The organism is Actinoplanes sp. NPDC048967, from assembly GCF_040649415.1.
Classification (GTDB): Bacteria; Actinomycetota; Actinomycetes; order Mycobacteriales; family Micromonosporaceae; genus Actinoplanes.
This window is the reverse complement of record NZ_JBEZFL010000008.1, coordinates 143,709-157,066: the sequence shown is the minus strand read 5'-3', so window position 1 is coordinate 157,066 and position 13,358 is coordinate 143,709. Positions and strand designations below refer to the sequence as shown.

Here is a 13,358-nt window from a genome sequence, read left to right as displayed (position 1 = left end):
AGCGTCGCGGCCCACCTCCGCGGCCCGGGCCCGCCGGGCGTGTGCGAAAGTCGACCGACGGGGTAAGGGACACTGGTCAACGTCAACGGGGTCGGCCGCGCCGGCCGGAGGTGGGGCTCGCGCATGACCGGTGATCGGTACTGATGTCGCCGGACGACCTGTTCGCCGGCGGGGGCACCACCGGACGGCTGATGGCCGGGCTGGACTGGGCCGCAACGGATCTCGGTCCGGTCGGCGGGTGGCCGCAGAGCCTGCGCGCCGCCGTACGCATCGTGCTGTCCTCGCGCTATCCCATGCTGCTGCTGTGGGGCCCGCGGTTCACCCAGCTCTACAACGACGCGTATTCCGCGCTGATCGGCGACCAGCACCCGGCCGCGCTCGGCGGCGACGTGCGGGTCACTCTGGCCGACAGCTGGAACGTGCTCGAGCCGCTCATCCTCGACGCGATGGCCACCGGCGTGGCCAGCTGGGTGCCGGCCCTGCGGCTGGTCCTGGACCGGGCCGGTTACCGCGAGGAGGCGTACTTCAGCGTCTCGCACGCCCCGGCCCGCGACGACGACGGCACCACCATGGGGGTGCTCACCGTCTGCAGCGAGGTCACCGACCAGATCGTCGGGGAGCGGCGGCTGCGCCTGCTGCGGGACCTGTCGCTGCCGGCGGGCACCGATCCCGTGGACGTCGCCGAGACCTGCGCCCGGCTGTCGGCGGTGATCGGCGATCAGCCGCTGGATGTGCCGTTCGCCGCGATCTATCTGCGCGACGGCGGGATGCTGCGGCTGGCGGCGTGCGTCGGTGCCGACGCGGACAACAGTCCGGTGCAGGCGGCGCTGCCCGCGTCGCTGAGCCTGGCGGAGGCGACGGCTGATTCCGCGTACCCGGCAGGCGACGATCCCTGGGGCCTGCGGGCCGCCGCCGCGGGCCGCACCGCCCGGACCGACGACGTGGTGAAGCGGGTCGCCGTGACCGGTGGTCCCTGGGGTGACCCGGTCCGGGCCGCCGTCGCGCAGCCGCTGCCGTCGGCCGACCGGGAGCAGCCCGTCGGGGTCGTCCTCACCGGGATCAGTCCCAGCCGCGGCCTCGACGAGACCTACCGTTCCTTCCTGCAGCTGCTCGCCCAGCAGGTCGCCGTCGCGGTCCGCAACGCCCAGGCGTACCAGCAGGAACGGGAGCGCGCGGAGGCGCTGGCCGAGCTCGACCGGGTCAAGACCGGTTTCTTCACCAACGTCAGCCACGAGTTCCGCACCCCGCTGACGCTGATGCTCGGCCCGCTCGCCGACGCCCTGGCCGACCGGGACGAGCCGCTGCCGGCCGGGCAGCGTGAGCGGGTGGACACCGCCTGGCGCAACGCCAACCGGCTGCTGGGCCTGGTCAACGACCTGCTGACGTTCTCCAGCCTGGAGGCCGGCCGGGCCGGGCACGCACCTCGCTCGCTCGACCTGGCCACCTGGACCGCGGAGCTCGCCGGGGTCTTCCGGTCCGCCGTGGAACGCGCCGGGCTGCGCCTGGTCGTGGACTGCCCGCCGCTGCCCCGGCCGGTCGCCGTCGACCCGGGCAACTGGGAGAAGATCGTGACCAATTTGATCTCCAACGCCCTCAAGTTCACCTTCGTCGGCGAGATCCGGGTGACGCTGGCGGCCGAGCGGATCCGGTTGCGGGTCACGGACACCGGCATCGGCATCGACGCCGCGGAGCTGCCGCGGCTGTTCGACCGGTTCCACCGGGTCCAGGGTGTGCGCTCGCGCAGCCACGAGGGCACCGGCATCGGCCTGGCGATGGTCCGCGAGCTGAGCCGGCTGCAGGGCGGCGACGTGCGGGCCGAGAGCACGCCGGGGGAGGGCACCACCTTCACCGTGACCCTGCCGTGGACCGCGGTCGAGCCGGTCGCGGAGCCCGCGGCCACGCCGGCCTTCTCCACCGCCGAGGCGGCCGTCCGCGAGGTCACCGGCTGGCTCGACGACGCCGCCGCCGGCGCCGAGGCGCCGCCCGCCGGCCCGGCGGAGCAGCTGCCCGCGGCCCGGATCCTGGTGGCCGACGACAACAGCGACATGCGGGCCTATCTCGTCCGGCTGCTCGGCGCGCAGGGCTGGCAGGTCGACACCGTGGCGGACGGGCAGGCCGCGCTGGAGGCGATCGCCCGCAACCCACCCGACCTGTTGCTGACCGACGTGATGATGCCCAGGCTGGACGGGTTCGGCCTGGTCCGGGCGCTGCGCCGGGAGCCGGCCACCGAGGCGCTGCCGGTCGTGATGCTGTCCGCCCGCGCCGGACAGGAGGCCGGCGTCGAGGGCCTGCAGGTCGGCGCGGACGACTACGTCGTGAAGCCGTTCACCGCCGCGGAGCTCGTCGCCCGGGTCCGCACCACCCTGCGGCTCGCCCGGTTGCGCGGCACCCACACCCGGCAGCTGCGGGTCCTCGCCGACACCGCCGCGGTGATCGCCTCCGGCCGGGCGCTGGAGGAGGCGTTCCAGGCCGCCACCGAGCAGGCCCGCGCATTGCTGGGCGGCGTACGGGCGGTGACCGAGCTGGACGGCGACGAGCACCACGCCCCGTTGCGCTTCACCGCGCCGCCGACGGGCGCCGGGGACGCCATCGCCGACACCCGCACCCTGACCGCGATCCTTCGAGGGGCCGACGGGCGCCGGCTCGGCAGTCTCGCCGTACGGGTCGGCGCCGCGAGCCCACCGGCCGACGATGCCCGGGCCCTGCTCGACTCGATGGCCACCCTGCTGGCATCGCTGGCCCGGAGCACCGCGCAGCTCGAGCACGAACGGCAGCTCACCCTCACCCTGCAACAGAGCCTGCTGCCGGAGAGCCTGCCCGCGCCGGAGGGCTGGGACCTGCAGGCGCAGTTCCGCCCGGCCACCGGCGAGGCCGGCGGCAACTGGTACGACGTCGTCGCGCTGCCCGGCGGCGACCTGGTGCTCAGCATCGGTGACGTGGCCGGGCACGGGCTGGGCGCGGCGGTGACCAGCGGGCAGGTCCGCAACGCGGTCCGCGCGTACGCGGTCGAGGATCCGGCCCCCGCTCCCGTCCTGACCCGCGTCGCGCGGCTGCTGTCCCGCCTGGGTGCGCCGTTCTCGGCCAGTCTGCTCGTGGCCCGGCTGAAGCCGGCCACCGGCGAGCTCTCCTGGTGCAGCGCGGGTCATCCCGCGCCGGTACGCAGCGCCCCGGGCGAGGACACCCGGCAGCTGACCGGCACGGTCGGGCCGCCGCTCGGCGCCGGCACGGCGACCTACGAGCAGAACGAGGACTCCCTGCCGCCCGGGGCGCAGCTGGTGCTGTTCACCGACGGGCTGGTTGCCACCGAAGGCCTGGAGCGGCTGCTGCACCGGGCCGGCGTCTCGTACGTGAACGGCGCCGCGGCGGCCACGGTCGTGGAAGCGGTCCTGACCGGTGCCGCCGAGCCGTTGCGGGACGACGTCGCGGTCGTCGCCGTGCGCCGGCGGGGACCGGTGGTGCCGGCCGCCGTCGCCGAACTGCCGGAGGTCGACGCCACCTGGGTCTATCCGCTGGCGCCGACGGCCGCCGCGGCGATGCGGCGCGATCTGCGCGCGGCGCTGTCCGGCGACCGGATCGATCCCGACCTGCTCGACGACCTGCAGGTGGCGGCGACCGAGGCGGTCAACAACGCCGTCGAGCACGCCCAGCGGCCCAGCCGTCCCGAGGTCGAGGTGCGGCTCCAGGTCACGGACGGGCTGGTCCGGGTGGTGGTGCGGGACTTCGGCGGCTGGCGGCAACGGCCGCCGGCCCGCGACCGCGGACGCGGGGCGCTGCTGATGAACGCGTACGGCGACGTGCGGGTCACCTCGACGGCGACCGGCACGACGGTGACCATCGAACGCCGCTGGGCCGAGCCGCCGCGCCAGGACGGGACGGCACCGGTCACCATGGTGCGGTGATGATGCTGATTCCCGCTGACGTGGTGCGCCCGCGCCGGCCCGACGAGCACTTCGCGCCGGAGGCCGCGGCCGCCCGCGAGGCGGGGTGGACGGTCGCGCTGGTCGATCACGACGGGCTGGCCGCGGGCGCCGCGGACGCCGCGGTGGCCCGCGTGCCCGCCGGTGACGGAGCCGTCTACCGGGGTTGGATGCTGGGGGCCGACCGGTACGCGGCGATGGCCGACGCCCTGGCCGGACGCGGTGTGACGCTGCGGACCGATCCCGAGCAGTACCGCCGCGCCCACGAGCTGCCGGGGTGGGCCGGACAGCTGGCCGGGTTCACACCGGACACGACGTGGACGACCGGTGCCGACCGCGCCGCCTTCGACGCGGCCCGGGCCGGGCTCGGCGCGGGGCCGGCAGTGCTGCGGGACTGGACCAAGTCGATGAAGCACTACTGGGACGAGGCGGTCTTCGTGCCGGAGCTCGCGGACGCCGCGGCGGCCTGGCGGGTGGCGAGCCGGTTGCGGGAGCTGCGCGGTGACGAGTTCACCGGCGGGTTCGTGCTGCGCCGGTTCGAGGACTTCACCGGGGCCGAGGTCCGTACCTGGTGGGTGCGCGGGGAGTGCCGGCTGGTCAGTGCCCATCCGGACAGCCCGGACGAGCTGCCGCCGGCCGGTCTCGACCTGGCCGCGGTCACGCCGGTGATCGCGGGGCTGGGGCTGCCGTTCGTGACGGTGGACCTCGCGTTGCGCGCCGACGGGGAGTGGCGGGTCATCGAGGTGGGTGACGGTCAGGTGAGCGACCGTCCGGTGTCGACGTCCGCGGCAGCCCTCGTCGCCGCGGTCGGCCCTTGACCCGCTTGTTGTGACCGTTAACACTGGCCCGCATGACCGTCCCCGCGAGTCCCCCCGCCCGGCCCGGCCGGTGGCGTCCAGCCCTGATCGCCGCCGCCGCGATCCTCAGTCTCCTCGCCGCGACGCTGACGGGCGCCACGCCCGCCGCCGCCTCGCCCGCGGTGCAGTACACCAATCCGCTGGTCAACCAGCGGGCCGACGCCCACATCGTCAAGCACACCGACGGCTACTACTACTTCACCGCGACGGTGCCCGAGTACGACCGCATCGTGCTGCGCCGGGCCACCACCATCCAGGGCCTGTCCACCGCGCCGGAGACGGTGATCTGGCGCCGGCACACCAGCGGCATCATGGGCGCGCACATCTGGGCCCCGGAGATCCACTTCATCGACGGCAAGTGGTACGTCTACTTCGCCGCCGGCGCCACCAACGACATCTGGGCCATCCGGATGTACGTGCTGGAAGGCACGGGCGCCAACCCGCTCACCGCGTCGTGGGCCGAGAAGGGCCAGATCCGTACCTCCTGGGAGACCTTCGCCCTGGACGCCTCGACCTTCGTCACCAACGGCGTGCGGTATCTGGTCTGGGCACAGGCGGAGCCGGGCGTCGACACCAACTCCAACCTCTACATCGCCCGGATGAGCAACCCGTGGACCATCACCGGCACCCCGACGCGGATCGCCGTGCCGACGCTGGCCTGGGAACGCCGGGGCGGGGTCGAGGTGAACGAGGGACCCGCGGTGATCCAGCGCAACGGCCGGGTGTTCCTGACGTACTCGGCCAGCGCGACCGACGCCAACTACTGCCTGGGGCTGCTGACCGCCTCGGCCACCAGCAACCTGCTCAGCGCGTCGTCCTGGACGAAGACCCCCGACCCGGTCTTCGTCAGCAACGCCGGCACCGGCCAGTACGGCCCCGGCCACAACTCCTTCACCACCTCGGAGGACGGCCAGAGCGACATCCTCGTCTACCACGACCGCAACTACCCGACGATCAACGGCGACCCGCTCAAGGACCCGAACCGCCGTACCCGGGTGCAGAAGCTCTACTGGAACGCCGACGGCACCCCCGACTTCGGCATCCCGGTGCCCGACGGCGCCACCCCGGTACGCCTGAAGTCGGCCAACTACCCGGACCGCTTCGTCCGCCACTGGGAGTACCGGGCGCGTACCGAGGCCGCGGTCAAGCCGCTCGCGGACTCCCAGTTCCGCCTGGTCCCGGGCCTGGCCGGCGGCGGGACGGTGTCCCTGGAGTCCACCAACTTCCCGGGCTACTACCTGCGGCACAGCAACTTCGAGGGCTGGGTACGCCGTGACGACGGCACGGCGGCCTTCCGCTCCGACGCCAGCTTCAACCGGCGACCGGGCCTGACCGGCAGCGGGACGGTGTCGTTCGAGTCGGTCAACTACCCCGGCCGGTACCTGCGCCACTACGACAACCTGATCTACGTACAGGCCGTCTCGACCGCGACCGATCGGGCGGACGCCACCTTCATCCTCGAGTAGCCGGGGCAGCGGACACGGCGATCACTCAGTAACCTGACGCGGCCCCGCCGTCGTCGGAGTTCCCGAGGAGAGTCGTGTCCCACCCCCAGCAGCAGTCCGCCGCCGTCCCGGGCCGGGCCGTCCCCGGCCAGGGCCAGTTCCTGGTCGTCGCCTGCCGGATGTGCGGCAGCGTGCCGGCCGCGCCGGTGACCTTCCGCGGCCACCAGGGCTTCGTCATCGTGATGCGCTTCCTGAGCCAGCCGGGCCCGTTCTGCCGCGACTGCGGGCTGGCCACGTTCCGCGCGATGACCGCCCGCACCCTGGTCCAGGGCTGGTACGGCTGGGCGTCGCTGATCATCACGCCGATCACGGTGCTGATCAACCTGGTCAGGCGGGGCCAGGTGGCGCACCTCGGCGCGCCGCAGCCCAACCCGTACGGGCCGAGCCGGCCGCCGATGAACCCCGGCCCCCGGCTGCTGCAGCGGCCGACGGCCGTCATCGGGCTGGCGATCCCGCTCGTCCTGATCGCCCTCATCGCCTTCGCGATCAGCCAGGACTCCTGACCGCCGGACCCGCCGCCGGCCGGGGCCGCGCGCCGCGGAAGGGTCGGCGCCGGGGTCCTGTCGCCGGTCCGCAGGGAGCTCGTCCGGTCGTAGGCTCGGGGTTCGACGCCGAACGGGAGGTAGGGATGCCGGACATCGTCGTGGTGCCGATCGGGGTGGTGCGGTCCCCGCTCACCGACCCGCGCGAGGCGCCGCGCCAGCCCGACGAGGGCGCACCGCGGGCACGGATCGAGCTGACTCCCGAGGCCGCGCCGGCCGCCGCGGACCTGCGCGCCGGCGACCGGGTCGTCGTGCTGACCTGGCTGGACCGGGCCGACCGGGCGACGCTGCGGGTGCGGCCCCGCGACGATCCCGAACGCGCGGAGACGGGCGTGTTCAGCACCCGGTCGCAGGACCGGCCGAATCCGATCGGCCTGCACGAGGTGACCGTCGCCGAGGTCACGGCGGGGGTGGTCACCGTCGCGGCCCTCGAAGCGCTCGACGGGACGCCGGTCCTCGACATCAAGCCTGTGCTGACGGTGGTCGAGCAGCGGTAGACAGGACAGCATGACCATCGCCGACAGGTACGCCGAGTTCGCCGCCCGCGAGGCCTCCGGGATCTCGTCCACCTACGAACGCCTCTCGTACGCGGTCGCCGCCGACGCCGGGCTGCTGGCCCTCATCGGCACGCTGCCACCGGAGAAACAGCAGCCGAACCTGCTGTTCGGGGTGGTGCGCTCGCTCGGCGGGCCGGTGCGCGAGCCCGACGGGTTCCCGGCCTGGGCGCGGGCGAACTGGCCGGCGATCGAGCCGCGGATGCGTACCCGGGCCACGCAGACCAACGAGCCGGGCCGCTGCGCCGCCCTGCTGCCGGTCCTGGCGGCGCTGCCGCAGCCGCTGGCGTTGATCGAGGTCGGTGCGTCGGCCGGGCTGTGCCTCTATCCGGACCGGTACGCCTACCGCTACGGCGACCACACCGTCGGCACCGGAACGCCGCTCCTCGAATGCGCCGCGACCGGACTGGTCCCACCGGACACGCTCCCGCGGGTGGTGTGGCGGGCCGGCCTCGACCTGAATCCGCTGGACGTCACCGACCCGGCGGACGTCGCCTGGCTCGACTGCCTGATCTGGCCCGAGCAGGAGCACCGCCGGACCCGGCTGCGGGAAGCCGCCGCTGTCGCCGCCGCCGACCCGCCGCTGCTGATCCGCGGCGACCTGGTCGACGACCTGCCGGCCCTGGCCGCCCGGGCCCCGGCCGGCGCGACGCTGGTGGTGCTGCACACCTCGGTGCTCTACCAGGTGCCGGAGCCGCGCCGGAGGGCGTTCGCCGAGCTGGTGACCACTCTGCCCGGACACTGGGTGGCCAACGAGGCCGCGGATGTCCTGGCCCACGACGGGCTCCCAGCCCCGCCGGACGACGCGCTCCACAATGTGCTGTCCCTCGACGGCAAGCCACTGGCCTGGACCCGCTCCCACGGCCAGGCGCTGACCTGGTTCGGCTGACCGGGAGCTTCCCACGGGTGAGTTATTGGAGCGACTGCTCTGATATAACTGTCGGGTGCCTCGCCGCCGCGTCCACGACCTCGACCACCTGCTCGACACCGCCGAGCGCCTCGCCGCCGAGCTGGGCGCCGGCGGTGTCACGGTGCGCGGCCTGACCGCCGCGGCGGACGTGCCCAACGGCACCATCTACCACGCGTTCGGCTCGCTCAACACGCTGCTCGCCCGGGCCTGGTTGCGGGCGGCGGAGGCCTTCCTGCGGCTGCAGGCCGAGCTCATCGACGAGGCCCGGCCGGGCGGCGCCCGCGAGGCGGTGGTCGCCGCCGCGACCGCGCCGGCGATCTTCGCCGAGCGGCGCCCGGCCGCGGCCCGCATGCTCTTCACCGTCCGGCGCGAGCAGCTGCTCGGCCCGGAGCTGCCGGAGACCGACGCCGACGCCCTGCACGGGCTCGACGCCCGGCTGGTGCAGATCCTGATCCGGCTGGCCGAGCTGCTGTGGGACCGCCGCGACCGGTACGCGGTGGAGGTCATCACCACCTGCGTCGTCGACCTGCCCACGGCCCTGTTCCGCCGCGCCCTGACCGGCCCGTCCGCCGACGGCGCCGTGTTCATCGACGCCGACCACCGCCGGCGCCTCGCCGCGGCCGTCCGTGCCGTGCTCGACCTCCCGCCGCCCGCACCACCGACCCGGAAGGGCTGACATGCCGACCCTGCACCAGGACCACCCCGTCCACATCCTCGACCTCGGCGACGACGAGAACCGCTTCTCGCCGTCCTGGATCGCCGCCGTCGACGACCTGCTCGACGTCGTCGTGCAGGGCTCCGAGGCGGTGGCGCTGGTCACCACCGGCCAGGGCAAGTTCTTCTCCAACGGCCTGGACCTGGGCTGGCTCGGCGCCAACGGGGATCAGGCGCCGCGGTACCTCGCCGACGTGCAGCGGCTGCTGGCCCGGCTGCTCACCCTGCCGGTGCCGACGATCGCGGCGATCAACGGGCACGCCTTCGGCGCCGGGGCGATGCTGGCGATGGCCCACGACTTCCGGATCATGCGGGCCGACCGTGGCTACTTCTGCTTCCCGGAGGTCGACATCACCATCCCGTTCACGCCCGGGATGGCCGCGCTGATCCAGGCCAAGGTGACCCCGGCCGCCGCGATCGCCGCGATGACCACCGGCCGGCGCTTCGACGCGCCCACGGCGGTCGCGACCGGGCTGGTCGACCGGGCGGCCGACGAAGCCGGCCTGGTCGCCGCGGCCACCGAGGCGGTGCGACCGCTCGCCGGCAAGGACCGCGACACCCTCGGCAGCATCAAGTCCACGATGTTCGCCACCGCGGCCGCCGCGCTGCTCGCCGCCGCCCCCGCGAGCTGACCCCGGGTGCACCCGGCATTCACCGCGACACCCACGGCGGGGCCCCGCGGGCACCGGTCCGGCCCCCGCAAAACCGTTGTCCCAGGACAACGATGCTTTTGCCGATCTCAGGGCCCGGGGCGGCAGGGCTATGGTTCCTGGGTGGCCACCCCGGAGTCCCCGCTCACCCAGAACAGCGGGGCGAGTGCGGGCGCGGGGCCGGTGACCTCGGCGACCGAGGTGTTCACGCGCGCCTTCACCACCGACGACATCACGGACCTCCGGCACGACCTGCGGCGTCACGCCGCAGCCGCCGGACTGCACGACGACGCCCTCGACGACTTCGTGGCGGCGGTGAACGAGCTGGTCACCAACGCCGTGCGGCACGGCGGCGGGCACGGCTCGCTGCGGCTGACCCTGGACGCCGACACCCTGATCGCGGACATCAGCGACCGGGGTGCGGGCTTCGCGGGGGAGCTGCCGGTGACCGCGGGGCCGCCCGCGGCCGACGTCCCCGGCGGTCGCGGCATCCTGCTGGCGCGCCTCCTGACCGACACCCTGCTGATCAGCGACGGCCCGGACGGCGTCACGGTGACCGTGACCCGATGCCTGACGGCGCCGATGACCGCACCACCCAGCCCCTGACCCGGGGCGGTCAGCGCAGGGACGGCGTGCGGGAGGCCGGGCGCCGGTTGCGTTGGGTCATCGGCCGGTGCCGCGGGCGCCGCCGCACCGGCCGGAGCGCCTTGCGGCAGGCGGGTCGCGGCGTGGGCCGGCCGGGGGTCGCCAGCAGCACCACGCCGACGGCCGAGACGACAGCGCCCAGGGCGGCTGCGAGCACCGCCGGCAGCGTCAACCCGGCACCCAGCCCGAGCAGCACCACCCCGATGCCCGCGGCGGCCACCGGGTTGACGATGGTCAGAGTCGCGAGCGGCCCGCCCAGCCCGTACCGGTAGGCCGCCTGCGACAGCAGCAGCCCCGCCGCGGAGAGGGTGACCAGCGTCAGGACCGTGCCGGCCACCGCCGGCTGTTCCAGCGCGGCGAGCCCGTCGGCGCCGATCCGCAGCAGGGCGGTCTGGGTCAGCGCCGACGCCGCGGCGAAGGCGATCCCGCCGGCCGCGGCCAGCCGCAGCCCCGGCAGCCGGGCCGGACCCGGAACCGCACGGTACGCCCGCCCGGCGAGTCCCCCGATCAGCGCCGCCGCCAGGAGCACAAGGGCCAGCACCTGGGCGTCGGTCAGGGCTTGCGTCGGAGCGGCCGGGCCGACGGCCAGCAGCAGCGCCACCAGGCCGGCGATCGTCGCCAGCGCGCCGCGCCACTCGCGGCCGCGGACCCGTCGTCCGGCGGTCGCCGCCCCGACCGGCAACGCCACCACGAGGGTCAGGGCACCCAGCGGCTGCACCACCGCGAGCGACCCGTAGGCCAGCGCGCCCACGTGCAGCAGCGCCCCACCGCCGTTCAGGCTGATGATCATCCACCAGCGCGGCGCCGCGGCGAGACGCTCCTGCACCACCGCGGCGAGCGCGTACGCCACGGCCGACAGCAGCGACAGCAGCACGGTGGCGATCAGGGACGCGCTCATGCCGGCTGCTCCACGGCGACGGGGGCCGGTTGCGGAACCACGCGCCCGAAGACGGCGTGCGGCTGCCGGCCCGGCCACGGGCACACCACCAGCACGGCGACGAGCAGGGCCGCGGCGACGATCCCGTCCATCCAGTAGTGGTTGCCGGTCACCACCACGACCAGCAGCGTCAGCGCGGGATGGGCCAGCCAGGCCCAGCGCCACGGCCCGCGGGTCACCGCGATCAGGGTCACCGCGACCGCCAGAGCCCAGCCCACGTGCAGCGACGGCATCGCGGCGTACTGGTTGGTGAGTGTGTCGGTTGCCGGGTCGCCGTAGACCATCGGCCCGAACAGCCGGCCGGTGTCGAGCATCCCGGTGGCGGTGAGCATCCGGGGCGGCGCCAGCGGCAGCAGCACGTGCACGACCATCGCGGCGGCGGTCAGCCCGGCGAGACTGCGCCGGGCCCAGCGGTAGTACTCCGGCCGGCGCAGGAACATCCAGAGCAGGAACGCGGCGGTCGCCGGGAAGTGCACGTACGCGTAGAAGGTGTTCGCCGCCTCGAGCAGGGCCGGCTGCCCGACCACCGCGTGCTGCACGGCCACCTCGCCGGGCAGGCGCAGGAACCGTTCCAGGTCCCAGATCCGCCAGGCGTTGCCGACGGCGACGTCGTCGCGGCCCTGGATCAGCAGCCGGGCCAGCTTGTACGCGAGGAAGAGCCCCACCACCAGGGCCAGCTCCGGCAGTGCCCGGGGCCGCGCGGCCGGGTCGGCGACCGGCGTTCTCCTGACCAGGCTCATGCCGGTCCCTCCGATGGTTCACGCCGGTGATCGGCAGGTACTTACCGTCGGCGCGGTCGTCGGCGGGGCGTGCGGTGCCGTCCGCCGGCCGGGGCGGCCGGAGGGCGGGGTGGGGAACGGGGGAGGCTCAGCCGAGCGGCGGACCGGTATCCGCGGAGTGCGCCGGGGCGGGGATCGGCAGGCCCCGGCTGAGCAGGTCGAGGGCCTCGCCGAAGATGTCGGCGAGACTGCGCCCGGTGGTGCCGGTGGCCCACAGGCCCAGGCTGGTCTTGAGCGCGATGCCCGACGCGTCGGCCAGCAGCCGCGGGTAGACATCGCGCTGCACGTCCGTGCCGGTGCGCTCGGCGATGACCTCGGCCATCCGCCGGCTCAGGTCCTCGAAGCCGGTCAGGTGCTCGGCCAGCAGCGCGTGGTGGCAGCGGATGAGGCCGAGCAGGTTCATCAGGTCGTGCCCCGGCATCCCGGTCTCGACCGACGGCAGCAGAACGGCGCGCAGCGAATCCCAGATCGACTCGTCGACGGGCCGCCCGCGCAGGTTGTCGGCGACCTCGTGGGCCCGGTCCCGCAGCCCGGCGACGATCGCCTCCTCCTTGCTGGAGAAGTAGTTGCGGAACGTCCGCGGGGAGACGTGCACTTCCTCGGCGATCCGCTCGGGGGTGAGGGTGGCGACCCCCTCGTCGAGGGCGAGCTTGAGCGCGGCGTCGCAGAGAGCCCGGCGGGTCGCCAGCTTCTTGCGCTCGCGCAGCCCGAGCTCGTCCGTCATGACCTTGAGGCTACGGTTTTTTTCCGAACCAGCAAGTTTTCCAAACCGGAAACTTTAGTGCTGTGGATCACTCGCCACCGCGGCCGGATGAATCTTTCTCGTCGTGCCAGCCGCCGGGTTCCGGGTGGTAACCACAGGCCGCGGCCCGGACTGTCTCCTCCGGGCCAGCTCGGCCGGCGTCTCCCGGTCCGGCTTCTCCCACCGGTCGTGCGCGATGATCAGCCAGGCCACCATGGCGATCACGGTCAGCAGCCGTACCCGGCCGGCCGGCCGCGAGGCGACGTAGCGCAGATCTCCGCCGTCGCCCACCACCCGGTGAACGGCGGCGACGCGGTCCGCCGCCTCGGCCGTCGTGGCGGTGGGGGGCGCCGGCCCGGTCGGCCAGTTCGCCATGGACAGCGCCTGGATCAACCGGTCACTGACCCTGCGCACCGGGCAGTGCCACGTCCAGCGCTACCTGAAGCCGCTGCTGCAGCGCATCGAGCGCGGCGAGCTCGATCCGACCCGGATCATCACCCCCACCCTGCCGCTCGAGGAGGCGGAGCACGGCTTCGACATCTTCAAGAACAAGCAGGACAACTGCGAGAAGATCGTCCTCAAACCCTGACGCCGAGGACGCCGGCC

The 13,358-nt window shown here is 74.3% G+C and carries 14 protein-coding genes; 10 read left to right on the top strand and 4 right to left on the bottom strand.

Annotation, left to right across the window (positions count from 1 at the left end):
• The first annotated feature begins 143 nt into the window (after window positions 1–143).
• The 9 genes from AB0C12_RS31545 to AB0C12_RS31505 all read left to right on the top strand — a co-directional run bounded on the left by AB0C12_RS31545 (window position 144) and on the right by AB0C12_RS31505 (window position 10,255).
• The gene (locus AB0C12_RS31545; protein WP_360553500.1) at window positions 144–3,899 is read left to right on the top strand and encodes a SpoIIE family protein phosphatase; all 3,756 of its coding nucleotides are present in this window, start codon (window positions 144–146) and stop codon (window positions 3,897–3,899) included.
• Window positions 3,899–4,735: an ATP-grasp domain-containing protein gene (locus tag AB0C12_RS31540; RefSeq protein ID WP_360553499.1), complete on the top strand. Its 837-nt coding sequence runs from the start codon at window positions 3,899–3,901 to the stop codon at window positions 4,733–4,735. Before AB0C12_RS31545 ends, AB0C12_RS31540 begins: the two co-directional genes overlap by 1 nt.
• Before the next feature lie 32 nt (window positions 4,736–4,767).
• The gene (locus AB0C12_RS31535; protein ID WP_360553498.1) at window positions 4,768–6,240 is read left to right on the top strand and encodes a family 43 glycosylhydrolase; all 1,473 of its coding nucleotides are present in this window, start codon (window positions 4,768–4,770) and stop codon (window positions 6,238–6,240) included.
• 74 nt (window positions 6,241–6,314) lie between these two features.
• Window positions 6,315–6,782, top strand: coding sequence for a hypothetical protein (locus AB0C12_RS31530; protein ID WP_360553497.1), 468 nt, complete (start codon window positions 6,315–6,317; stop codon window positions 6,780–6,782).
• 125 nt (window positions 6,783–6,907) lie between these two features.
• Complete coding sequence (gene tsaA, locus AB0C12_RS31525; RefSeq protein ID WP_360553496.1) at window positions 6,908–7,318, top strand: tRNA (N6-threonylcarbamoyladenosine(37)-N6)-methyltransferase TrmO; 411 nt, start codon at window positions 6,908–6,910, stop codon at window positions 7,316–7,318.
• A 10-nt stretch (window positions 7,319–7,328) separates the two neighbouring features.
• Complete coding sequence (locus AB0C12_RS31520; RefSeq protein ID WP_360553495.1) at window positions 7,329–8,264, top strand: DUF2332 domain-containing protein; 936 nt, start codon at window positions 7,329–7,331, stop codon at window positions 8,262–8,264.
• A 55-nt stretch (window positions 8,265–8,319) separates the two neighbouring features.
• On the top strand, window positions 8,320–8,961 hold the full coding sequence (locus AB0C12_RS31515) for a TetR/AcrR family transcriptional regulator (protein ID WP_360553494.1): 642 nt from the start codon (window positions 8,320–8,322) through the stop codon (window positions 8,959–8,961).
• A 1-nt stretch (window position 8,962) separates the two neighbouring features.
• On the top strand, window positions 8,963–9,631 hold the full coding sequence (locus AB0C12_RS31510; protein WP_360553493.1) for an enoyl-CoA hydratase-related protein: 669 nt from the start codon (window positions 8,963–8,965) through the stop codon (window positions 9,629–9,631).
• Between the two features lie 141 nt (window positions 9,632–9,772).
• A complete protein-coding gene (locus AB0C12_RS31505) occupies window positions 9,773–10,255 on the top strand; it encodes an ATP-binding protein (protein ID WP_360553492.1) in 483 nt (160 codons plus the stop codon).
• 10 nt (window positions 10,256–10,265) lie between these two features.
• Here AB0C12_RS31505 and AB0C12_RS31500 read toward each other — a convergent pair whose 3' ends face one another.
• The 4 genes from AB0C12_RS31500 to AB0C12_RS31485 all read right to left on the bottom strand — a co-directional run bounded on the left by AB0C12_RS31500 (window position 10,266) and on the right by AB0C12_RS31485 (window position 13,127).
• A complete protein-coding gene (locus AB0C12_RS31500; RefSeq protein ID WP_360553491.1) occupies window positions 10,266–11,192 on the bottom strand; it encodes a hypothetical protein in 927 nt (308 codons plus the stop codon).
• Window positions 11,189–11,971 (bottom strand): phosphatase PAP2 family protein, encoded by a 783-nt coding sequence (locus AB0C12_RS31495; RefSeq protein WP_360553490.1) that lies wholly within the window; start codon window positions 11,969–11,971, stop codon window positions 11,189–11,191. Before AB0C12_RS31495 ends, AB0C12_RS31500 begins: the two co-directional genes overlap by 4 nt.
• Window positions 11,972–12,098: 127 nt before the next feature.
• Window positions 12,099–12,734 (bottom strand): TetR/AcrR family transcriptional regulator, encoded by a 636-nt coding sequence (locus AB0C12_RS31490; RefSeq protein ID WP_360553489.1) that lies wholly within the window; start codon window positions 12,732–12,734, stop codon window positions 12,099–12,101.
• A 54-nt stretch (window positions 12,735–12,788) separates the two neighbouring features.
• Window positions 12,789–13,127, bottom strand: a complete 339-nt coding sequence (locus AB0C12_RS31485; RefSeq protein WP_360553488.1) for a hypothetical protein — start codon at window positions 13,125–13,127, stop codon at window positions 12,789–12,791.
• Here AB0C12_RS31485 and AB0C12_RS31480 point away from each other — a divergent pair.
• Window positions 13,126–13,341, top strand: coding sequence for a hypothetical protein (locus AB0C12_RS31480; protein ID WP_360553487.1), 216 nt, complete (start codon window positions 13,126–13,128; stop codon window positions 13,339–13,341). The two genes, AB0C12_RS31485 and AB0C12_RS31480, sit on opposite strands and share 2 nt — an antisense overlap.
• Window positions 13,342–13,358 lie beyond the last annotated feature (17 nt).

Excerpts from the sequence above, each read along its gene's own strand:
- AB0C12_RS31545 (WP_360553500.1), top strand. The coding sequence starts at position 144 with ATGTCGCCGGACGACCTGTTCGCCGGCGGGGGCACCACCGGACGGCTG.
- AB0C12_RS31540 (WP_360553499.1), top strand. The coding sequence starts at position 3,899 with ATGATGCTGATTCCCGCTGACGTGGTGCGCCCGCGCCGGCCCGACGAG.
- AB0C12_RS31535 (WP_360553498.1), top strand. The coding sequence starts at position 4,768 with ATGACCGTCCCCGCGAGTCCCCCCGCCCGGCCCGGCCGGTGGCGTCCA.
- tsaA (WP_360553496.1), top strand. The coding sequence starts at position 6,908 with ATGCCGGACATCGTCGTGGTGCCGATCGGGGTGGTGCGGTCCCCGCTC.
- AB0C12_RS31520 (WP_360553495.1), top strand. The coding sequence starts at position 7,329 with ATGACCATCGCCGACAGGTACGCCGAGTTCGCCGCCCGCGAGGCCTCC.
- AB0C12_RS31510 (WP_360553493.1), top strand. The coding sequence starts at position 8,963 with ATGCCGACCCTGCACCAGGACCACCCCGTCCACATCCTCGACCTCGGC.
- AB0C12_RS31500 (WP_360553491.1), bottom strand. The coding sequence starts at position 11,192 with ATGAGCGCGTCCCTGATCGCCACCGTGCTGCTGTCGCTGCTGTCGGCC.
- AB0C12_RS31495 (WP_360553490.1), bottom strand. The coding sequence starts at position 11,971 with ATGAGCCTGGTCAGGAGAACGCCGGTCGCCGACCCGGCCGCGCGGCCC.
- AB0C12_RS31490 (WP_360553489.1), bottom strand. The coding sequence starts at position 12,734 with ATGACGGACGAGCTCGGGCTGCGCGAGCGCAAGAAGCTGGCGACCCGC.
- AB0C12_RS31480 (WP_360553487.1), top strand. The coding sequence starts at position 13,126 with ATGGACAGCGCCTGGATCAACCGGTCACTGACCCTGCGCACCGGGCAG.
- AB0C12_RS31485 (WP_360553488.1), bottom strand. The coding sequence starts at position 13,127 with ATGGCGAACTGGCCGACCGGGCCGGCGCCCCCCACCGCCACGACGGCC.